This window comes from Streptomyces sp. NRRL WC-3742 (genome assembly GCF_000720635.1).
Taxonomy (GTDB): Bacteria; Actinomycetota; Actinomycetes; order Streptomycetales; family Streptomycetaceae; genus Kitasatospora.
This window is the reverse complement of record NZ_JOCF01000103.1, coordinates 1-20,049: the sequence shown is the minus strand read 5'-3', so window position 1 is coordinate 20,049 and position 20,049 is coordinate 1. Positions and strand designations below refer to the sequence as shown.

Here is a 20,049-nt window from a genome sequence, read left to right as displayed (position 1 = left end):
GGCGGGCCAGGGGGCGCGGCTGGCGGCGAGGGCGGCGCGGCCGACGGCGCGGGCGGTGACGGTGCGGTCGCCGACGTGGGCGGCGGCGGCTTCGTCGGCCCACCGTTCCAGGTGGTAGCCGAGGGGGGAGCGCAGGGTGCGCAGGGCCGGGTGGAGGTGGGCGGCGTGTTCGGCGAGGGCGAGGTAGAGGTGGTGGCGGGCGGTGAGGTGGGCGCGTTCGTGGGCGAGGAGGGCGGCGCGTTCGGGGCCGTCGAGGGCGCGCAGCATGCCGGAGGTGACGACGATGCGGCCGGGTTCGTGGAGGTGGCCGGGGAGGGCGAAGGCGTCGGCGCGGTCGTCGTCGAGGACGTCGAGTGGGGGCTCGCCCGGGTGGAGGAGGGAGGCGAGGAGGGTCCGGGGGGAGCGCGGCGGGCGCACGGGGGCGTGCTGGGGGAGCGCGGCGCGGGCGGTGCGGAGGTCACGTCGGCGTCGGCGGGCGGTGCGGACGGCGAGGGCGGTGAGGACGACCAGGGCGAGGCCGGCCGCGACGGCGGCGAAGGGGGCGGACGGCGCGGCGGCGGTGAGCCAGGGCACGGAGAGGTGGCCGACCGCGGCGACCGGGGGCAGCTGGAGGAGTCCGGCCACGGCCAGCAGGCCGAGTGAGCAGAGGGTGCCGAGGGCGAGGACGGCCGTGGTGCCTGCGAGGGTCCGGGCCGCGGCGCGGGGCGGGAGGGCGTCGGCGAGGCGGCGGGCGAGCGGGGCGGCCAGGAAGGGCAGGAGGAGCGGCGCCCAGACGGCGAGCATCACGTCGCTGCCGCCGTTTCGGACCCGCCGTCGCCGAGGAGGTCGCGCAGGAGCTGCTCGTCCTCGGCGGAGAGGTCGGAGACGAAGCGGGCGAGCACGGTGGAGCGGTCGGCCTCGCGGCCGAGTTCGGTGTGCATGCGGCGGGCGGCGAGGCCGGCCGGGTCCTGGACCGTGGGGGTGTAGGCGTAGGCGCGGCCCGCGCGGGTGCGCCCGAGGGTGCCCTTGTCGTGGAGCCGGGCGAGGATCGTGGCGATGGTCGTGCGGGCGAGGTCCCCGCCGAGGGCCGCCTGCACGTCCTGCGGGGTCATCGGCTGTCTCGCCGACCAGAGCGCGGCCAGCACCTCGGCCTCCAGCTCACCGGCGGGGCGGCGGGCGGACGGTACGTCGGACATGGCGGCGCTTCCTCCAGTTATCGTCTACAGTCTTGTAGACCGTCTACGCGATTGTAGACGGTCAGGGTGGCCCGTCTCCGGGCCGCCCTCCAACGTACGGGAGGTCCGTCGGCCTTGCTCCAGTTCCTTGCCGATCCTGCTCATCTCGCGGTGAACCCGCTGGACGCGTCCTCGCTGCTCGGCGCCTTCGGGGCGCTCGGCATCGCCGTGGTGCTGTTCGCCGAGACCGGACTGCTGGTGGGCTTCTTCCTGCCGGGTGACTCGCTGCTGTTCACGGCGGGACTGTTGTGCGTGCCGGGGGCGACCAAGGGGCCGCAGCTGCACCTGTGGCAGGTGCTGCCCGCGGCCCTGGTGGGGGCGCTGGTGGGCGCGCAGGTCGGTTACGTCATCGGGCGGCGCGGGGGCCGGGTGCTGCTGGCGCGGTCGAAGCGCAGGAGCCTGACGGAGGGCGTGCAGCGGGCCGAGGAACTGCTCGCCAGGTACGGGCACGGCAAGGCGATCGTGCTGGCCAGGTTCATCCCGGTGGTCCGAACGGTGCTGAATCCGCTCTGCGGCGTACTCGAGGTGCCGGTGCGCTCGTTCACCCTGTGGCAGGTGGCCGGTGGGGTCGTCTGGACGGTCGGTGTGGTGCTCGCCGGGTACGCGCTCGGGTCGTCCGTTCCCGGGATCGACCAATACCTGCTGCCGATCATCGGTCTGGTAGTAGTTGTCTCCGTGCTCCCTCTTGTTCTCGAATTGTTCCGCGCCCGTAAGGCGCGCCGTCACGGAGGTGACGTGTGACGCTGCTCGCTGCGTTCGACGGAAGTGGTATCGACGGCGGTCTCTACAGCCAGGTGAACAGGTGGGCTCAGGCCGCGCCGCACTGGCTGGACGACCTGATCAAGGTCTGGTCGGCCCTGGGTCTCGGGGTGTTCGCCGTCTTCATGCTGTACGCGTGGTGGCGCGCGCGGGGCCTGGACTCGGTGGTCATGGCCAGAGCGCTGGCCTCCCCGGTGATCGTCGTCGTCGCCTACCTGGCCAACTCGGTGCTGAAGAGCGTGATCGAGGAGACCCGGCCCTGTGCGCAGATCCCCGGGAGCGTCTCGCTGGAGACCTGCCCGGGGAGCGGGGACTGGTCGTTCCCGAGCAACCACACGGTGATCGCCTTCGCCGCCGCGGCCTCGCTGTGGTTCGCGAACCGGCGGCTCGGGCATATCGCCATGGTCCTCGCTGTGCTGATGGGCGCCTCCCGGGTCTGGGTCGGCGTGCACTACCCGCACGACGTGGCGGTCGGCGCGGCGGTCGGCGTGGTGGTCGCGCTGCTGCTGGCGCCGATGGCCCGGCGGTGCGGGCCGCTGGTGGACCGGATGCGGGCGGGCGCGCTGCGTCCGCTGCTCGGGCCGGGTGCGCAGCCGGTGGTGGCGCACGGGTACTCCGGCGCCGGGGCCCGGCGGTACTGAGCGGCACTGCTCGGCGGTACCGGGCGGTACTGAGCGGCACTGCTCGGCGGTACCGGGCGGTACTGAGCGGCACTGCTCGGCGGTACTGAGCGGCCGGAGTTGGGTCCGCCCCTTGTCCGATTTCGGACGGCGGGTGGAGCATGTGAGCCGGGTGTGCGGCCCCCGTTCGCGGGGGCGCGCCGCCCGGCTCAGTCGTGCTCGGGGCGCGAAGGCGCCTGCCAGGGAGGGAGTGCCGCATGCCGTACCGACTCGACATCACGCAGGGGGACTGGCCGGCCGACCTGCTGCACAAGGGCGTCGAGGGTCTGCTCGCCGAGGCCATGGTGCTCACCCTCGCCACGGCCGGCCACGAGCACGGTCCGCACGCGAACCTGGCGTTCTTCGCGTACGACGACGACCTCGTCCTGTACTTCGTCAGCGAGCGCTCCACCCGGCACAGCCACCACCTCGCGGAGGAGGCCCGGGCGGCCGCCACCGTGTTCCTGCCGCCGCCGGTCTTCGGCGAGCAGCTGCGCGGGCTGCAGCTGACCGGCAGCGCGGGCGAGGCGTGGGGGCACCAGGCGCAGGCGGCGCTGGCGGCGTACCAGGGCAGGTACCCGTCCTTCGCGCAGGACGAGGAGACGCGGCGGCAGTACCTCACCGGGGGCGGGGCGGCGGCGCTGTACCGGTTCCAGGTGGAGGAGCTGACGGCGGTGGACGAGCCGAACTTCGGGCGGCGCAACTACCTGCGGGCCCGGGTGGTGCGGGGGCAGGGCTGACGGCCGTGTTGTATGTACAACTTTTCAGGTGATTCATCTGGGGTACGGCGATCCGACGCCCCTCGGACACCTGCACGCACCAGCCTGGCCGCCATGAGAGTCATCGTCGTAGGAGCAGGCGTGCTCGGCAGCATGCACGCCTGGCAGGCCGTCGAACGCGGCCACGAGGTCGTCCACCTGGAGCGCGAGAGCGAGGCGCGCGGCGCCTCCGTCCGCAACTTCGGCCTGGTCTGGGTCAGCGGGCGCGCGCAGGGCGAGGAACTGGACACCGCGCTGCGCGCCCGCGAACTGTGGCAGGAGATCGGCGCCAAGGTGCCCGACCTCGGCTTCCGGGCCAACGGCTCCCTCACCGCCATCCGCACCGAGGCCGAACTCGCCGTCGCCGAGCAGGCCCTGACCCTGCCCGACGCCGCCGCCCGCGGCTACAAGCTGCTCGACGCCGACGAGACCCGCGCCGCCAACCCCGCCCTGCGCGGCGAACTGCTCGGCTCCCTGTGGTGCGAGCGCGACGCCGCCGTCGAGCCCCGCACCGCCCAGCCCGCGCTGCGGGCCGCGCTGCAGGCCAGTGGCCGCTACACCTTCCTGCCCGGACGCGAGGTCCGCGAGGTCATCGGCGAGAACGCCGTCCGCGACGACCACGGCGACGTCCACACCGGCGACCTGGTCATCCTCTGCACCGGCGCCTGGCTCGGCGGCCTCGTCCGCGAACTCGCCCCCCAACTGCCCGTGCGCCGGGTGCGGCTGCAGATGATGCAGACCGACCCGCTCGGGGAGACCCTCACCACCTCGGTCGCCGACGGCGACAGCTTCCGCTACTACCCCGCCTTCGCCGGCACCGCCCTCGACCGGCTGCGCGAGACGCAGCCGCAGACGGCGGTGGCCGCCGAGCACAAGATGCAGATGCTGATGGTCCAGCGCCGCGACGGGGGCCTCACCATCGGGGACACCCACGAGTACGACCACCCCTTCGGCTTCGATGTGGTCGAGGACCCGTACGACCACGTCACGGAGGTGGCGGAGGCCCTGCTCGGCCGTCCGCTGCCGCGCATCCGCCGCCGCTGGGCCGGGGTGTATGCGCAGTGCGTCGACACCACCCGGGTCGTGCACCGGGAGAAGGTCCGGGACGGTGTCTGGCTGGTCACGGGCCCCGGCGGGCGCGGCATGACCTGCTCCCCGGCCATCGCCGAGACCACCGCCGAACTCGCCAACCTGTGAACCTCTGAACCTGTGAAGCTGTGAACCTGCAAGTCTGTAAGGGTAATTGAGATGACTGACGACATCCGACTGGTCGTACTCGACATGGCCGGCACGACGGTGGCCGACGACGGGCTCGTCGAGCGGGCCTTCACCGCCGCCGCCTCCGCGCTCGGCGTGGAGGCCGGGAGCCCGGAGTTCGACCCGATGCTCGCGCACGTGCGCGCCACCATGGGCGAGTCCAAGATCTCCGTGTTCCGGCACCTGTTCGGCGAGGAGGAGAAGGCGCAGCGCGCCAACGTCGCCTTCGAGGCCGCCTACCACGACCTCGTCGACGCCGGCCACTGCGAGGCCCTCCCGGGCGCGGCCGAAGCCATCGCCGAACTCCGGGGCGGCGGGCGGAAGGTGGTCCTGACGACCGGCTTCTCCCGGGCCACCCAGGACCGGATCCTCACCGCCCTCGGGTGGGAGGACATCGCCGACCTCACCCTCTGCCCCGCCGAGGCCGGCCGGGGCCGCCCGTACCCCGACCTCGCGCTGACGGCCCTGCTGCGCACGGGAGTTGACTCGGTTCGGCAGATCGCGGTGGCCGGGGACACCGGCTACGACATGCTGACGGGCACGCGGGCGGGGGCCTCGGTGGTCGCCGGCGTGCTGACGGGTGCCCACGACGAGGCCCGCCTGCGGGCGGACGGGGCCACGCACGTGCTCGGCTCGATCGCCGAACTGCCGGGGCTGCTAGGTTAGTTCGTCAGTTCACCGGCTCACTGCGAACGGGCGGCCTCGGGGGGCCGCCCGTTCGCAGTGACCAGAGGATCACGCCGGCGATCGGTGCGGTGAAGCCGAGGAAGCACAACAGGCCGACGGGGGATTCGGCCTCGGCGGGTACCTTCGGGGCGATGTATCCGGACGGGTCCACCCGGACGGTGATGCGGTCGAGCAGGAAGTACTGGTGCGAGCCCCGTTCCAGCGGGCCGCCGGGGAGAGTCTCGCCCGGGTGCGCCGGACTGACGGGGGCGAGGGTGAAGGCCCAGTGACCGCGGCCGCGACCGATGGGCTTCTCGAACTTCTCGTGCACGACCACGGCGGTCACATCCGGGCTCGCGCTCAGGACGAGGTTGTTCCAGGCAGTGACGCCCGACACGAAGGCGGCGAACCCGGCCAACCCCACGATCAGGCCCAGGGTCTTCTCGTACTCGTGCGCCTTCGGTCCGGCCTCGCCTCCGGTCCCGCGCATACGAATGAACCCGAGGATCATCACCACGGGGTAGACGGACCCCACCACCAGGGCGAGGAGCCAGCTGACGTACACGGCCACCGCGACCACGCCGATGATCAGAGCGGTCGAGACGGCGAAGAGGAGGAGCGCGCGGAGGAACCTCACCCGAATGCCTTCCGAATCCTGTCCCACTGCTCAGGCGGCTGGTCGTCCACCGTCTCGTCCCGGGGCGCGTAGAAGGAGATGCCCCGGACGGCTCCCGCGATGGTCGGTACCCACTCGTCCCAGTACTCGACGTGCTCGGTGGTGAAGACGGCCGCGATCACGTGGGAGGTCCACGGGTGGGGGATCAGGAATTCGGCCTGGCGGACGGTCGACACGAGCGGCTCCGACGTCCCGTAGACCGCCGCCGGAACCGGCACGGGGACGTTGCGCACGGCCACCACGGTGCGCCCGATGGGGAGTTCGAGTACGCCGACGTCCGCCTCGGGCCAGGCTTCGGCCAGTTGGGCGGCGGCCCGGCGAGGGTAGCTGCCCGGGGCGCCGAGGTCCTCGGGGCGGACGAAGACGGCGAACATCCCCTGGACGACCGTGCCGTCCGAGGTCCGGCCCAGGCAGAGGGACAGATGGACGGCGCCCTCGCGCAACTGCGCCTGGAGCGCGGTCTCGGCGGCGATGACCAGGCCGAGCTTCTGGTCCGGCCGGGCGGCGCCGAACGCGGCCTCCACGCCGTTCGCGACCAGGTCCACCCGGTCGGCAGGGTCCTGTTCAAGGTCGACGGGGGTGAAGCCCTCCGGCAGTGAGAACCAGAGCGGGGGCGCGTCGGCGGTCATTGGTGGGCCTTCCAGTCCCAGCCGGTCGCGAAGGCGTTGCCGAAGGCGGCCACTCCGCCGGCGATCTTGGCCTTCGTGCCGCCGCTCCACGCCATTCCGGTGGCACCGACGGTGTTGGCGGCACCGGTGGTGTTGTTCACCGCGTTGTTGAGGTCGCTGCCGGGGTTGTCGTCGAAGAGCGAGACTGCGGTCGGGGCGGTCAGGGCGAGGGTGGTGGCGCCCTGGGCGAGGTCCGAGATCTCCTGTGCGGTGCGCCTGCTCGCCCCGAGGAAGACGGCCGGTTTCTCGAAGAGGGTCGTGAACACGGGGTTCGCCGGGTCGAGGAACTTGATCCCCTTGGCCGCGCGCACCGTCTCGGCGGCCCCTGCCTTGGTGGCCGTGGCGGCACCGGCCCTCCAGCCGGCCTTCGCTACGAGGGCGCCCTTGCCCGCCGCTCCCAGGAGTGGGACGGCGCCGAGGATGTCGCCGGACAGGGTGAGGTAGTTGCCGAGGTTGTCCCAGGAAGGGGGCAACAGCCCCGAGGTGCCGTATTTCACGGCGTGCGCCCCCGCCGCCGCGAGGCTGAGTGCGACGGCCGCCAGCGCCAGCGGCGGGAAGAAGATCGCCGCGACGCCCGCGATGCTCGCCGCGACCGTCAGCAGGTCGGCGCCGTGCTTGTCGAGCCAGTCGCCGACCTTGTCCAGCCAGCCGGGCTCCGGCGGGGCCTTGCTGTCGGCGGCCTTGCGGATGGCGGCGGCGGTCTTGCGGGCGTCGCCGGTGTGGGTGGTGTGGAGGGCGGCGGCCTGGCTGCGGAGGTGCTGGAGGTCCTCGGTGGCGCCGCGCAGGGTGGCGGCGGTCTCGTCGAGGTGCTTCTTCGCGGTCTCGTACTTCGCCTTGGCGGCGGCGAGGGAGGCGTCGTCGGGGAAGGTCTGGCCGGCGAGCTTGAGGTCGGGGTTGGTGGTGGCCGTGGTGTGGGCCTGGCTCGCGTCCGTCCGGTGCTGGGCGGCGAGGACGGCGGCGCGCTCCAACTCCGTGGCCTTGGGCTGGTGTTCGGTGAGCGCCTTGTACCAGGTGTCGAGCGCGCCGTACGCGGCGGTGAGCGAGTCGGAGGCGTCGCCGAGGTAGCCGGGCAGGGGGCCGAACTGCTCGGCGAACTTGTCGGCGGCCGTGCCCGTCCACCTGCCCTCGTGGTGGGAGATCTGGCCGAGGGTGGTGTGGATGGCGCCCAGGTGCTGGGCGACGCGGCGCAGGGTGGCGCTCAGGTTGGTGACGGCGCTCTGGTCGCCGGGGGCCGGGTCGAAGCCGAGGCCGGGCCAGTCCTTCTTCGGGCCGCCGCTCATCAACTGCCTGCCGGGGTGAGGGCCTTGAGGATGCTCTGCTCGGTGCCGTCGTAGTTCCGCTGGATCTGCTCCAGCCCCTTGACCAGCTCCTTGACGGACTCGCGGAGCTTGCCGAGCCCGTAGTCCCACCTGTCCTGGAAGTGCTTGCCTGCGTCCTCCAGGAAGTCGTAGCCGAGCCCGCTGCGGCTCGCGCCCTTCAACGCCTTCAAACCCTGGTCGAGTTCGTCGCCGCAGCCCTTGAGGTCCTTGCAGAGCTGGGCGAGGAACTCGGGGCTGACTGTGAAGTCGGCCATGGAACCCCCGTGTTGGTGATCGCTGTACTCGGCGAGAGGCTAGCCGGGGGTTCGTGTGCGGCCGGTCGACGTTGATGCAACCCGTACGCCGCCCATACGGGTTCCATTCGCTGACGACGGCGTCGTCGGAGGACGGCGGCGCCGGACCTGGCGGTGGGCTTCTCGAAGAGGACGGTGCTGACGGTCAGGAAGGCGACCGGGTACAGCAGGTAGAGGGCGTGGCTCAGGGGCCGGCCGACGGTGTGGTGCACGAGGACGGCGCCCGCGAGCCATGGGGTGGACAGGGTGGCCCAGAGCAGGGTGGTGCCGGCGGGGCGGGAGGTGAGAGCGGCGGCGACCACGGCAGCTGAGCTTAGGTCACGGCGGGTGAATGCGCCGGAGTGGGTGGTCGAAAGGTTCGACCACCCACTCCGGCAAGGCAGTTGATGCGGTTAAGGCAGTTGACGCGTCAGTGGCTGCCCTTGAGGTTGAGGACGACGACGCCGACGATGACCAACGCCAGGCCCAGGTACTGCAGGCGGCCCAGGTGTTCGCCGAAGGCGACGACGCCGATTCCGGCGACGGCTGCCGTCCCGGCGCCGGACCAGACGGCGTAGGCGACGGAGACCGGGATGTGCTTGAGCGCGCGGCCGAGCAGGAGGAAGGACAGGGCGTAGCCGATGCCTACGCCGAGGCTGGGCCACAGGCGGGTGAAGCCTTCGGTGAGTTTGAGGCAGCTGGTGGCGCAGACCTCGCTGATGATGGCGAGGGCGAGCAGGACGTACGGCATGCCGGGATCAACCCACCGGGGCGGCGCTGAGCTTCCCGAGCAGCGCGAGGTCGGCCTGTTCCAGGCTGGTGAGCAGCGTGATCCGGTCGCCCTCCGGCATCGGGACGGGCATGGACGGCACGGCGAGCACCGCGCAGCCGGCCGCGACGGCGGAGGTGACGCCGGTCGGGGTGTCCTCGACGGCGAGGCAGGCGGCGGGCGCGAGGCCCAGGCGCTCGGCGGCGGCGAGGTACGGGTCGGGCGCGGGCTTGGTCCGTACGGTGTCCTCGGCGGCCAGGGTGACGGCGAACCAGTCGCGGCCCAGCGAGGAGAGCACCAGGTCGACGACCCGGCGCGGGGAGGCGGAGACCAGTGCGGTGGGCACCCCGGCCTCGCGCAGGGCGGTGAGCAGCGCGAGGGCGCCGGGGCGCGGGACGGTCTCGGCGGCGACCTTGTCCGCGAAGGACTCGCCCAGGCGGTGGGCGAGTTCGGCTTCGGGCAGGTCGGTGCCGCTGGCCCGGTGCAGGTGCGCGGCGGTGTGCTCGACGGCCTGGCCGAGGACCTCGGGGGCGTCGGCGTCGGTGAGCTGGTGGCCCAGTTCCTCGGCGAGTTCGGCGGCGGCCTGCCACCAGAGCTGCTCGGTGTCGACCAGGGTGCCGTCCATGTCGAAGAGGACGGCGGCGGGCAGTGCGGTCAGGTCATCGGGGCATGCGTCGTCGGGGCGGGGGGATTCAGGCATGGCGGTACCTTCGGGTGGTTCAAGGGAGGGTTAAGGATCACACAGCGTTCGGGCGGCGGTCCACCAGGACGGGGCGCTCCGGCAGGGTGAGCGCGGCGCGCGAGCCGACGGGGAGGGCGGCGGTGGCCTCGGTCGGCAGGTCGGCCTTGACCTCGGTGCCGTCGTCCAGGCGGACGGTGAGGCGGGTGACGGCGCCCAGGAAGGACGCGTTGACGACGAGCGCCGGGCCGTCCTCGGCCGGGGCGAGGTCGACGTTCTCCGGGCGGACGAGGACGTGGAGTTCACCGTCGGCCGGGATCTGGCCGTCCACCGCGTGGCGGCGGCCGAGCACCTCGACGCCCTCGGAGGTGCGGGTGCACGGGATGCGGCTCATGGTGCCGACGAACTCGGCGACGAAGGCGGTGGCCGGGCGTCCGTACAGCTCGGACGGGGTGGCGCACTGCTCGAGCCGGCCCGCGCGCAGCACCGCGACGCGGTCGGCCATGGACAGCGCCTCCTCCTGGTCGTGGGTGACGAACAGGGTGGTGATGCCCAGCTCCTGCTGGAGGCGGCGGATCTCCTCGCGCAGCTGGAGGCGGACCTTGGCGTCCAGCGCGGACAGCGGCTCGTCCAGGAGCAGCACGCGCGGCTGCAGGGCGAGGGCGCGGGCGAGCGCGATGCGCTGCTGCTGGCCGCCGGACATCTGGTGCGGGTAGTGCTCGGCGCGGTGCGGCAGGCCGACCAGCTCCAGCAGCTCCAGGGCGCGCCTGCGGCGGTCGGCCTTGCCGGTGCCGCGCATCCGCAGGCCGAAGGCGACGTTGTCGAGGGCCGTCAGGTGCGGGAAGAGGCTGTAGGACTGGAACACCATGCCCGCGTCGCGCTTGTGCGCCGGGATGGAGGTGATGTCCCTGCCGTCGACGAGCACCTCGCCGGAGTCGTGGGTCTCGAAGCCGGCGAGGATGCGCAGCGCGGTGGTCTTGCCGCAGCCGGACGGGCCGAGCAGGGCGAGGAGCTCGCCGGGGTGGACGGTGAGGTCCAGGCCGTCGAGGGCGGTGGTGGCGCCGAAGCTGCGGCGCAGGTCGCGGAACTCGACGGTGGCGCTGCCCGGGGCGAGCGCGACGCCGCCGGGGATGGCGGTGGCCGTGGTCATGACTGGTAACTCCTGGAAGGCGGTGGGTGGTTCAGGGCCGGGTGGCGCTACGGTTCAGGACCGGGCGCCCTTGCGGCCACGGCCGACGGCGGACATCAGCAGCAGGACGACCCAGACGATCAGCAGGCTGAGCATCGAGACCGCGACGGACATCTGGCCGTCGCTCTTGCCGTTGGAGTTGATCCACACCGAGAAGGGGGCGAAGCCGAGGATGGAGGCGGTGGTGAACTCGCCGAGCACCAGGGCGACGGTGAGCACGGCCGCGTTCAGCAGCGCGCTGCGCAGGTTCGGCAGCACGACGGTGAACACCGCGCGCATCCAGCCGGCGCCGCAGTTGCGGGCCGCCTCGACCAGGGTGACCACGTCCACGCCGCGCAGGCCCGAGTCGATCGCCCGGTAGGCGAAGGGCAGCGCCATCAGCACGTACGCGATGATCAGGACGATCGGGAAGTCCGGGTCCTGGATGGCGACGACGGTCTGGAAGAACGGGGTGTCCTGCAGGTAGTCCGGGCCCCAGCGCAGCACGCCGATGATGCCGGTGGTGAGTGCGACGACGGGGACGACCAGCGGCATCGAGCACATCACCTCGATCACCGGGCGCAGCTTGGGGGCGCCGAGCCGGGCGGCGAGCACCGCCGGGACCAGCAGGAGCAGCAGCACGGCGACGGTGACGGCGGCCAGTTCGAGGCTGAGCACCAGGCTGTCGGTGAAGCCGGGGGCGTTCAGCAGCTCGGTGTAGGCGCGGAAGGTGGTGCCGCCCTTGTTGTCGTCGACGCTGAACCACAGCGAGGCGGCCATCGGCACCGCGAAGTAGATCCCGCAGATCAGCAGGACGACGCCGCGGCCGAAACGGATGCGATTGATCAGGCGAGCCACTTGGCACTCCGGCGCTGAAGGGGCAGGTACAGGGCCATCACCAGGCAGGCGACCACGATCATGTCGAGGCCGAGCGCGAGGGCGAGGTTGCCCTGGCCGACCAGGACGTTGCCGGACAGCGCGTCGCCGATCTGCATCGAGATCAGCGGCACCGAACTGCCCACCATGGCCTCGGCGGTGGCGTACGCGGCGAAGGAGGCGCCGAACAGCAGCACGAAGCCGCCGAGCAGCGAGGGCAGCAGGACGGGCAGCGCGACGTGGCGCCAGTACTGCAGCGCGGTGGCGCCGTTGTTGGAGGCGGCCTCGCGCCACTGGGTCCTGAGGCCCTCCAGCGCGGGGGTGATGGTGATGACCATCAGCGGCACCAGGAAGTAGAGGTAGACCACCGAGAGGCCGGAGAAGGTGTAGAGGTTCCAGCCGTGCTTGGTGAGGCCGAGCTTCTTGGTGACCTCGCCGGAGTTGCCGAGGGTGGCGACGAACATGAACGCCAGCGGGACGCCGCCGAAGTTGGCGAGCACGCCGGAGGCGGACATGACGGCCTCGCGGAACATCCGGAAGCGGGAGGTCGCGACCGCCTGGGCCAGCGGCAGGCCGACGATCACGGCGATCAACGCGGTCAGCAGCGACAGCTTCACGCTGCCCCACAGGGCCGTCCAGTAGGCGCCCTGGAGGGAACTGGTGATGTTGTCGGTGGTGAAGGTGCCGCCGCCGTCGGGGGCGTCGGTGGAGGTGGTGAACGCGCCGATGGCGATCGCGACGGCGGGCAGCCCGAAGCCGATCACGAAGAACAGCAGCAGGGGGAGGGCGGCCAGCCAGGCGCGGCTGCCGCCGGAGCGGCGTCGGCCGGGGCGGGGGGCCTTGGCGGTGCGGGCCGAGGCCGATTCGGGGGAGCCGGGGGATACGGGGCCGGGGGCACCCCCGCCGCTCTGGGCGGCGGGGGTGCTGGCCGGCACCGGGGTGGGAGCCGTGGTCATCTCAGGTCAGCCCGCGATCGCCTTGGCCCAGTTCTCGGTGACGACCTTCTTGGCCGCCGTGGTCTGGTCGTCGGTCGGGAAGGTGGTGAAGGGCTTCTCGACGGCCGGCAGCTTCGCGGCGGCGGCGGTGTCCAGGGTGCCGGCGGCCTTCATGGCGTCGAACAGGGCCGGGGAGGCGAAGCCGCCCAGGAAGCCGTTCTGGCCCTCCGCGCTGTAGAGGTACTCCTCCCACAGGCGGGCGGCGGCCGGGTGCGGCGCGTCCTTGTTGATGGCCTGGTTGTAGAAGTTGGCGTAGACGCCGTCGGCCGGGATGGTGACCTGCCAGTCGATGCCCTTGTCCTTGAACTTCTCGGCGTAGCCGGCGTTCAGGTAGGACCAGTCGATGGTGATCGGGGTCTCGCCCTTCTCGATGGTCGCCGGGGTGACCTCGACCGGGTTGAAGTTGCCGGCCTGCTTCAGCTTGCCGAAGAAGTCGATGCCGGGCTGGATGTTGTCCAGCGAGCCGCTGTTGGCCAGGGAGGCGGCCATGACGGCGCTGTACGCGGCGTTCGCCTTGGTCGGGTTGCCGTTCAGCGCGACCATGCCCTTGTACTCGGGCTTGAGCAGGTCGGCGAAGGTCTTCGGGCAGGTGCCGACCTTCTTGGCGTCGCAGGCGATCGAGATGTAGCCGCCGTAGTCGTTGTAGCGCAGACCGCCGGCGTCCTTCATGGTGGCCGGGATCTTGTCGAAGTCCTGGACCTTGTACGCGGCGAACAGGCCCTGCTTCGCGCCGGAGGTGGCGAACGCGGCACCCAGGTCGACGACGTCGGGGGCGCGGTCCTGGCCCTTGCGGGAGGTGATCGCGTTGATCTCGTCCTGGCTCGAACCGTCGGGGTTCTCGTCCTCGATCTCGATGCCGTACTTGGCCTTGAAGCCGTCCATCAGCTTGCCGTAGTTGGCCCAGTCGCGCGGCAGCGTGATGACGTGGAGCTTGCCCTCCTTCTTGGCGGCGGCGACGAGGCCGTCCATGCCGCCGAAGTCGGCGAGGGAGGTGGCGGTCTTCGGGTTCTTGCCGCCCGAGACGTCGTTGCCACCGGCCTTGGTGGAGGAGGAGCCGGCGGAACCGCAGGCGGTGAGCGAGAGTGCGGCGGCGGTCAGGACGGCCGCGAGGGCGGCGGTACGGGCGCGGTGCACGGACACGGGTTCAGTCTCCTGAGAAGGGGGAACTGGGAGCGGGTGTCTGATCGGGGGATCACTGCGAGTGGCGGCGGTTCGGAGCCGTCCGAGTTGACTAGCCAACTTCGCTGACGGGGGTAAGTAACCCGGAGCACGGTGACGGGAAGGTGAACGGACGGCCCAGAACCGGGGTCGGCTGTGGGAACGGTGTAATCCGGCCATCGGAGCTCGATCCGTTCGGTGCGATGCTTCGAGGGCGCAGCGGGATATGGTCGGGCAGTCCGCGCCGGTACGGCTGCGCAGGACACCGCCCCAGGAGGGACATTGACTGACGTGGCACTTGAGTCCGAGCGCCCGGCCAAGGCGGCCGAGGAGCGCGGCGGGGCGCTGTACCGGAAGGTCGCCGCCGACCTGCGCGAGGCCATCACCACCGGGGCGTACGGCGAGGCCGGCCGACTGCCCGCCGAGGGCGCGCTCGCGGAGCGGTACGGCGTCTCGCGCGGCACCGTGCGCCAGGCACTGGCCGTGCTGCGCTCCGACGGACTGGTCACCTCGCGGCGCGGCACCCGGCGGGTCGTCCTCGGCGGCGCCCGGGTGCAGAGCTTCTCCGAACTCCTCAGCTTCACGCACTGGGCGTACTCCCGGGGCGAGGAGCCCGGCGGCATCCTCGACTCCCTGGTGCGCCGCCCGGCCGACGCCGCCGAGCGCGAGCAACTGCGCCTGGAGCCGGGCGCGGAGGTGTACGTGACCGTCCGGCTGCGCACCCTCTCGGGGGTGCCGGTGATGGTCGAGCGGACGATCTACCCGCCGCGCGTCGGCGAGATCGTCGCCGAACTGCCGGCCGACGTCGTCTCGCACACCGAAGTCCTGCGCGAGCACGGCATCCTGTTCACCGACGCCGACCACACCATCGACGTGGTCACCGCCAACGCGGTGGACGCCCGGCTGCTCGGCTGCCGCCGGGGCGGGCCGCTGCTGCGCGAGCGGCGGCGCACGACGGACCCGACGGGCACGCCGGTGGAGTGGTCCCAGGACCGGTACCTGCCGGGGACGGTGGCGTTCAGCGTGCACAACTCGCTTGCCACGTCGGCGCTTTCGCGGCACGCGCGGGACGGGGACTGAGCTCGGCCCCCGCCCCTGGGGGATTCAGCGCATGAGGGCGGCGAGCAGCGGGCGGTAGTGGTCGAAACCGGGGGTCTCGGCCCCGGCCGTCTTGGCCTGCTCGTCCCAGCGGCGGACGGCCACCGCGTCGGCGGCGCCCGGGAGTTCGGCGAACGCGGCGGCCTCCTCCGGGCCCATCGGCCCGCCCTGGACGCGGAGGGTGTACTCGGACGCCTCGGAGAGCCGCTCGCGGTAGCCCGGCTCGACGGCGCACAGGTAGCGCTTGGCGGCCACGTGCAGCCGTACGGGCTCGGTGACCTCCGGGCCGAACCAGCGGGCCAGCCAGTCGGCGCCCGTGTCGCTGTGGCGATTGTCCTGACCCTCCATCAGATCCCGCCCGTGCAGCGCCCCGTGGAAGTGTCCGGTGTCGTGCAGCAGTGCGGCGGCCACCAGGTGCGGCTCGGCCCCGGCCGCCTCGGCGGCAGCGGCGGCCTGGAGCATGTGCTCGGCCATCGTCACCTCCTCGCCCAGGTACTCCCCGGCGCCCTCGCCCGCGAACAGGTCGGCGATCGCGTCCAGCGCGGCGGTGCGGCGGTGCAGCACGGCGAGGGTGGAGGCGAGGGAGTCGAGGTCGGCGTAGCAGCCCTGGAGGTGGCGGCGGCCGTCCTGCTCGAAGGCCGTACGGGCGTGCAGCAGACGGGTGTTGTCGAAGACCAGGCAGTCGCCCGGGTCGAGGCGGAAGGTCAACTGCAGCTCGGGGCGCAGGGTGATGGCGGCGAAGCGGCGGTAGGCGGCGTAGAACGCGTCGAGTCCGTCGCCCCTGAGCGTCCCGATGGAGCGGTTGTTGAACCGGACCTCGCGGATGCGGCCCAGGGCGTCCACGTCGATCAGCGGGCGGTCGGCGCGCAGTTCGGTGCGGCGGTCGCGGAAGACGAACGGGACGGGCGTGCGGGTGAGGACGGCGAAGTCCTCGGGGGCCTCCTCGCGCAGCAGCGCGGCGGCCTTGAAGCCGTCCACCAGGCCGGAGTCGCCGCCGGTCGCGGAGTTCTCCAGGCAGTGCAGGAGCTGCAGGGTGGGGACGGGGTCGCGGTAGGGGTTGTCGGTGTGCGGGGCGATGGCCGCGCTGGTGAAGGCGAGGTTGTTCGGGTCCGGCTCGACGCGGACGTCGAAGAGCTCGCCGTAGTTGGTGACGCGCACGTACCCGAAGCTCGCGGCCACGGCGAGGACCTGGCGGTCCTGGGTGGCCACCCCGCGCAGCAGGGCGAAGCCGCTGCGGCGCACGGCGGCCAGGACGGACGCCTGCTCGGCGGGGTCGGCGAGGTAGGCGGCCCACTCGGCCTCGGGCAGGCCCCGCGCGAAGTCGGCGGCGGCCCACAGGCGCTTGCCCTGTTCCGTACGGCCGTCGCCCTCGTGCGGCTCGTCCAGCCAGGCCAGCGGGTAGCGGGAGCGGTGGCCGTCGGACCAGAGCACCTCGAGGTTGCCGGCGACCTCGGCGCTGGCGGCGATCGAGAGGTCGTCCGGCAGGTCGTTGATCTGGAACAGCTTCTGCCCGGTGCGCGGGTCGCGGCACTCGGCGCAGGGGCAGTTGTCGCGCAGCCAGTACGGGGACAGGGGGGTCACGGGTGTCTCCTCCGCTCGACGGAATGGCGGGGGAGTTGTATAGCCAACTCGGCCCCCTCTGTCGGGAGCCTGCCGGGCGGCGGTGAGTTCCCGGTGCCGGGGAGGTGAACGCTCCGGGAACTGTGGCGGGGGTGGTGGCCGAAAACCGTTGCCCCGGATGGTCCGGACCTGGTCTGATCTGGCCCGTGTCAGAACACGATCACCCGCAGCCCGAGGCCGACCTCCTCGTCGACGTCACCCCCGCCGCCCCGCGCCCCCGCTCCCGCGCCCGGCTCTGGCGCACCGTCGCGACCGCCGCCGCCCTCGGGGCCGTCTGGTTCGGCGTCGACTTCGCGGACAACTTCGCCAACCTCGGCGCGTACCGCTACGAGCCCCCGAAGACCTTCGACGGGCTGCCGCTCGACCCGCAGGCGTCCAGGGCCAAGCGGACGGTGAGCGTCGCCTCCGACTCGGGCGTCTCCGCGACCACCTACCTGAGCGCGGACCAGGAGCGGATGGTCTTCGTGACCGTCTACGAGAAGCACATCTTCACGCCCGCCTCCGAACTCGACGACCTGACCGCCCGCCAGCGCTCCAACGTCATGGCCCCGGCCGACCTCCACAAGGTCGACGCGGGCGACCGCGAGGGCGTCATGAAGTGCGGCAGCACCGAGTACGAGGGCCACCGCCTGGCCGTCTGCGACTGGGCCGACGGCAGCATGTGGGGCACCTACAACGAGAGCGACACCGACCCCGACACGGCGGCCGCCCACGCCCGCGACTTCCGCCGCCAGGCCGAAGTCCCGTCCTGATTCACAGTTCCAGCACCAGCACCTCGTGCACCGCCGCGCCCTCCCACGGCACGGCCGCGCCGACCCGCCGGTATCCCCACGCCCGGTACGCGGCCTGCGCGGCAGAAGCCTCCGGGCGGCTGTTGAGCATCACGCGCCGGTTGTCCAGCCCCTCCACCAGGGCGCGGTGCAGCGCGGTACCGACGCCCCGGCCGCGCCAGGCGGGGCGCACGGCCAGCTCGAACAGCCCGAAGGTCCGCGTCCCGTCCTCGCGCCGCATCTCCTCGGGCACGGGCTCGGTGAGCGTGTCCCACCAGCCGGTGGTCGCGGACAGCGGATAGCCGTACGCCATCCCCACCGCCGTTCCGTCGTCGAACGCCACCGCCGCCCGGAACCCCCTCCGCCGCACCTGCGACCGGAAACGGCGGAACGCCCGCTCGACATCGCGCGGACCCGCCTCGTACGGCGGCTCCGCGAAGGCTTCGGCGAAAACGGTCCGCAACTGCTCCTCCAGGACGGCGGTGTGCCCGCCGTCCAACACCTCGACCACGACCGTCACGCCCGCCTCCCGTTCTCCACCCGGACACCGAACGCCCGAACCCGCGCCACGAAGTCCCGCGCCGGTGCCGTACCGATCCGCTCGGCCGACGATGCCACTGCGCCCAATCGGTCCACCAGCCGGGCCGAGGTCATGCCCTGAGCTGCGGAGGCGCTCGCCAGCGCCTCCGCACAGGCTTCCTCCACCTCGCCGGCCTCCAGGAGGACCTCGGCCAGGCGCGCCCGGTACAGGGCCGCGTTCCTGCTGTACGTCGGCCCGAGCTGTTTCAGGGCTGATCGGAGGAAGGGGATCGCATGGGCCGGACGCCCGGTCTGTACGTGCCATGCGGCCGTGGCGTAGTCGATCTCGACCTGACCGGAGAACGCCGTCCACCGAGGTGCATCGGTGTCCTTGTCCGCCCGGTCGTGCCAGGTGAGCGCGAGCGTGAGCGAGCTCCGCGCCCCTGCATGATCTCCGGCCGCAGAGAGCGCCCGTGCGAGCCTCAGGGCCACGACCGATCGAACCCGGGCGCCGCCGTGCACTCGGGCCAACTCCACTGACGCGGTGGCCGCCGCCACCGCCTCCCATGGACGCCGCTGTTCGACGGCCAGCTGAGGGTTCGGTGACTCCCAGCGGCGGAGTTGGCGAACGCTCACGGCCGCGTCGATGGCCAAGCTGTTGGCCATCGACGCGAAGGCATCAACTAAGGATTCCTGGGTGTAACCGGCGGCCTTCCGGAGATCGGCCAGCCTTCGAGCAGCCACAATGCCCCCTGCGCAGAGTCGATTGCTGGCGACACTCTGCCACCGCTGATGCGCGTGTGGTTGTCGTTGATGCGAAAACGTCCGGTCAAACGGCCGGTCGCTCAGCGCTCATGGCTGGTCCACGGACGGTGAACTGGGAGAAGCCCGACTCCGGGCTGACATGCCACCTGAGGGAGCGATTCGTGTCTGCCATCGCCCAAGCATCGTCCCGTGTCCTGGTACCTGCCACCGCCGTCCTGCCCTACCGTCCCGAGTCGGCGGCCCGGGCGCGCCGACTCGTCCGGGGCAAGCTCGTGGATTGGGAGTTGGAGGGCTTGATCGACGACGCCCAGCTGATCGTGTCCGAGCTGGTCGGAAATGCCGTCAGGACGGGCTGCCTCACGCACATGACCGTCAGGATTCGCAGGGTGACGGCCGGGATCGTGCGCATCTCGGTGCGGGACGGCTCCCGCACCATGCCGGTCCTGATCGCGGCGGGCGTCGACGAGGAGTGCCACCGGGGCCTCGCGCTGATCCACAGGCTCACGCGTGGGCAGTGGGGTGTCACGGCCGACGAGTTCGGCAAGACGGTGCACGCCGATCTTCGGGTGCCGGCCGGCTGACGATGGTGGGCCGGGGGTCCGGGCAGGGCGATGGGGGTGATCTGTTCGGATCACTCGGCGGAATTCTGACCTGCCGCCGCTGATCCAGCCCAGGCTCCTGTCCCGCTGCCCGCCGGAACCTTCCGGCGGGCAGCGGGAACAGCCGCATCAAATACCGCTGCGCAGGAAGTCGGCCAGGCCGACTTCCTGCGCAGCGCTTGAGTTCCGGCGGCCCCGGCCAGTCCTGGCTGGGGCCGCCGGAATCGCGTGTTTTCCAGTGAGGGCGGGCGGGTGGGGAACTCGGTCTATTGAGTGGGTCCGGGTGCTTGCACCCGGACCCACTCAAATTTGTTCCTATTTTATTTCCGCAATACCGGATTCCCGTAGTTCGGGCGGCCCGGCCGAGTCAGCCGGGCCGCCCGTTGCTGTGCGGTTCGTTTCTTTTGTCACGCCACGATTGAGCTCGGGGCGTGGGAATGAGCACGGCACGGGAAATCGGGTGCGCTCACCGGGTGCCGAGGCGGCGGAGGACGGCGGAGGCGGAGGTGCCGAGGGCGGTTCCGTTCTGGACGGCGGCGTGGATGCGGTCGCCCTCCGGGTCCTGGTAGAGCTCGGCCCGCAGCCACCAGCGTCGCAGGACGTCGCCGATGGTCTCACCCATCTCGCGGTGGAACTCCATCCGCTGCGCCGGGGGCAGAGCTGCGGCGACGGCGTCCTGGGTGCGGGGGATGGGGGCTGCGCTCACCGTTCCTCCGGAGGTCTCGTGCGGGCGGGGCCGGTACCAGTGTCCTCCGGCGGCGGGGGGCGGCCGTTCGGGTGAGGGG

The 20,049-nt window shown here is 72.1% G+C and carries 24 protein-coding genes; 8 read left to right on the top strand and 16 right to left on the bottom strand.

All coding sequences use genetic code 11. The features are described from left to right. Both IH61_RS0137225 and IH61_RS0137220 read right to left on the bottom strand, forming a co-directional pair. Positions 1–783: M56 family metallopeptidase (locus IH61_RS0137225; protein ID WP_031078323.1), on the bottom strand; the 783-nt coding region annotated here is incomplete at its 3' end. Beyond that, entirely contained in the window at positions 783–1,175 is a 393-nt protein-coding gene (locus IH61_RS0137220) for a BlaI/MecI/CopY family transcriptional regulator (RefSeq protein ID WP_037973871.1), read from the bottom strand. The genes IH61_RS0137220 and IH61_RS0137225, both read right to left, overlap by 1 nt. Positions 1,176–1,289: 114 nt before the next feature. Between IH61_RS0137220 and IH61_RS0137215 the strand changes: the two genes are divergently transcribed. From IH61_RS0137215 to IH61_RS0137195, 5 genes are all read left to right on the top strand, one after another. After that, a complete protein-coding gene (locus IH61_RS0137215) occupies positions 1,290–1,955 on the top strand; it encodes a DedA family protein (RefSeq protein WP_031078318.1) in 666 nt (221 codons plus the stop codon). Then, the gene (locus IH61_RS0137210) at positions 1,952–2,614 is read left to right on the top strand and encodes a phosphatase PAP2 family protein (RefSeq protein WP_051838670.1); all 663 of its coding nucleotides are present in this window, start codon (positions 1,952–1,954) and stop codon (positions 2,612–2,614) included. The genes IH61_RS0137215 and IH61_RS0137210 overlap by 4 nt, the downstream gene beginning before the upstream one ends. 236 nt (positions 2,615–2,850) lie before the next feature. Further along, the gene (locus tag IH61_RS43620) at positions 2,851–3,372 is read left to right on the top strand and encodes a pyridoxamine 5'-phosphate oxidase family protein (protein ID WP_031078315.1); all 522 of its coding nucleotides are present in this window, start codon (positions 2,851–2,853) and stop codon (positions 3,370–3,372) included. A gap of 93 nt (positions 3,373–3,465) precedes the next feature. Further along, positions 3,466–4,587 carry a TIGR03364 family FAD-dependent oxidoreductase gene (locus IH61_RS0137200; protein WP_031078312.1) on the top strand — a complete coding sequence of 374 codons (1,122 nt, stop codon included), beginning with the start codon at positions 3,466–3,468 and terminating at the stop codon, positions 4,585–4,587. A 51-nt stretch (positions 4,588–4,638) separates the two neighbouring features. Further along, positions 4,639–5,313, top strand: coding sequence for a phosphonatase-like hydrolase (locus IH61_RS0137195; RefSeq protein WP_031078310.1), 675 nt, complete (start codon positions 4,639–4,641; stop codon positions 5,311–5,313). Between the two features lie 4 nt (positions 5,314–5,317). Here the strand turns inward: IH61_RS0137195 and IH61_RS0137190 are convergent, their stop codons facing one another. From IH61_RS0137190 to IH61_RS0137145, 10 genes are all read right to left on the bottom strand, one after another. Next, on the bottom strand, positions 5,318–5,950 hold the full coding sequence (locus IH61_RS0137190) for an ABC transporter ATP-binding protein (RefSeq protein WP_031078308.1): 633 nt from the start codon (positions 5,948–5,950) through the stop codon (positions 5,318–5,320). After that, complete coding sequence (locus IH61_RS0137185; protein ID WP_031078306.1) at positions 5,947–6,618, bottom strand: hypothetical protein; 672 nt, start codon at positions 6,616–6,618, stop codon at positions 5,947–5,949. Before IH61_RS0137185 ends, IH61_RS0137190 begins: the two co-directional genes overlap by 4 nt. After that, positions 6,615–7,937, bottom strand: a complete 1,323-nt coding sequence (locus tag IH61_RS0137180; RefSeq protein WP_031078303.1) for a putative T7SS-secreted protein — start codon at positions 7,935–7,937, stop codon at positions 6,615–6,617. Before IH61_RS0137180 ends, IH61_RS0137185 begins: the two co-directional genes overlap by 4 nt. Beyond that, entirely contained in the window at positions 7,937–8,230 is a 294-nt protein-coding gene (locus IH61_RS0137175) for a hypothetical protein (RefSeq protein WP_031078301.1), read from the bottom strand. Before IH61_RS0137175 ends, IH61_RS0137180 begins: the two co-directional genes overlap by 1 nt. A 448-nt stretch (positions 8,231–8,678) precedes the next feature. Continuing rightward, the gene (locus IH61_RS0137170; RefSeq protein WP_031078299.1) at positions 8,679–8,999 is read right to left on the bottom strand and encodes a DMT family transporter; all 321 of its coding nucleotides are present in this window, start codon (positions 8,997–8,999) and stop codon (positions 8,679–8,681) included. 7 nt (positions 9,000–9,006) lie between these two features. Continuing rightward, entirely contained in the window at positions 9,007–9,717 is a 711-nt protein-coding gene (locus IH61_RS0137165; RefSeq protein ID WP_051838669.1) for an HAD family hydrolase, read from the bottom strand. Between the two features lie 37 nt (positions 9,718–9,754). After that, entirely contained in the window at positions 9,755–10,846 is a 1,092-nt protein-coding gene (locus IH61_RS0137160; RefSeq protein WP_051838668.1) for an ABC transporter ATP-binding protein, read from the bottom strand. A 54-nt stretch (positions 10,847–10,900) separates the two neighbouring features. Next, complete coding sequence (locus IH61_RS0137155; RefSeq protein WP_031078294.1) at positions 10,901–11,710, bottom strand: ABC transporter permease subunit; 810 nt, start codon at positions 11,708–11,710, stop codon at positions 10,901–10,903. Then, on the bottom strand, positions 11,710–12,696 hold the full coding sequence (locus IH61_RS0137150) for an ABC transporter permease subunit (RefSeq protein WP_031078293.1): 987 nt from the start codon (positions 12,694–12,696) through the stop codon (positions 11,710–11,712). The genes IH61_RS0137155 and IH61_RS0137150 overlap by 1 nt, the downstream gene beginning before the upstream one ends. A gap of 6 nt (positions 12,697–12,702) precedes the next feature. Further along, entirely contained in the window at positions 12,703–13,875 is a 1,173-nt protein-coding gene (locus IH61_RS0137145; RefSeq protein ID WP_031078289.1) for an ABC transporter substrate-binding protein, read from the bottom strand. A gap of 309 nt (positions 13,876–14,184) precedes the next feature. Between IH61_RS0137145 and IH61_RS0137140 the strand changes: the two genes are divergently transcribed. Beyond that, positions 14,185–14,973, top strand: coding sequence for a GntR family transcriptional regulator (locus IH61_RS0137140; RefSeq protein WP_031078288.1), 789 nt, complete (start codon positions 14,185–14,187; stop codon positions 14,971–14,973). A gap of 24 nt (positions 14,974–14,997) precedes the next feature. Here the strand turns inward: IH61_RS0137140 and tmpA are convergent, their stop codons facing one another. After that, positions 14,998–16,572, bottom strand: a complete 1,575-nt coding sequence (tmpA, locus tag IH61_RS0137135; RefSeq protein ID WP_037973869.1) for a TauD/TfdA family dioxygenase — start codon at positions 16,570–16,572, stop codon at positions 14,998–15,000. Positions 16,573–16,757: 185 nt separating this feature from the next. Between tmpA and IH61_RS0137130 the strand changes: the two genes are divergently transcribed. Next, the gene (locus tag IH61_RS0137130) at positions 16,758–17,363 is read left to right on the top strand and encodes a hypothetical protein (RefSeq protein ID WP_031078284.1); all 606 of its coding nucleotides are present in this window, start codon (positions 16,758–16,760) and stop codon (positions 17,361–17,363) included. Position 17,364: 1 nt separating this feature from the next. Here IH61_RS0137130 and IH61_RS49305 read toward each other — a convergent pair whose 3' ends face one another. Next, on the bottom strand, positions 17,365–17,901 hold the full coding sequence (locus tag IH61_RS49305) for a GNAT family N-acetyltransferase (RefSeq protein WP_031078282.1): 537 nt from the start codon (positions 17,899–17,901) through the stop codon (positions 17,365–17,367). Then, positions 17,898–18,644 (bottom strand): hypothetical protein, encoded by a 747-nt coding sequence (locus tag IH61_RS49300; RefSeq protein WP_234327501.1) that lies wholly within the window; start codon positions 18,642–18,644, stop codon positions 17,898–17,900. The genes IH61_RS49305 and IH61_RS49300 overlap by 4 nt, the downstream gene beginning before the upstream one ends. A 182-nt stretch (positions 18,645–18,826) precedes the next feature. On the opposite strand from IH61_RS49300, the gene IH61_RS0137115 reads away from it, so the two are divergent. Further along, positions 18,827–19,246: an ATP-binding protein gene (locus tag IH61_RS0137115; protein WP_051838666.1), complete on the top strand. Its 420-nt coding sequence runs from the start codon at positions 18,827–18,829 to the stop codon at positions 19,244–19,246. 484 nt (positions 19,247–19,730) lie between these two features. Here the strand turns inward: IH61_RS0137115 and IH61_RS47515 are convergent. Continuing rightward, positions 19,731–20,049 (bottom strand): hypothetical protein (locus tag IH61_RS47515; protein WP_234327500.1); only part of this gene is annotated, 319 nt, incomplete at its 5' end.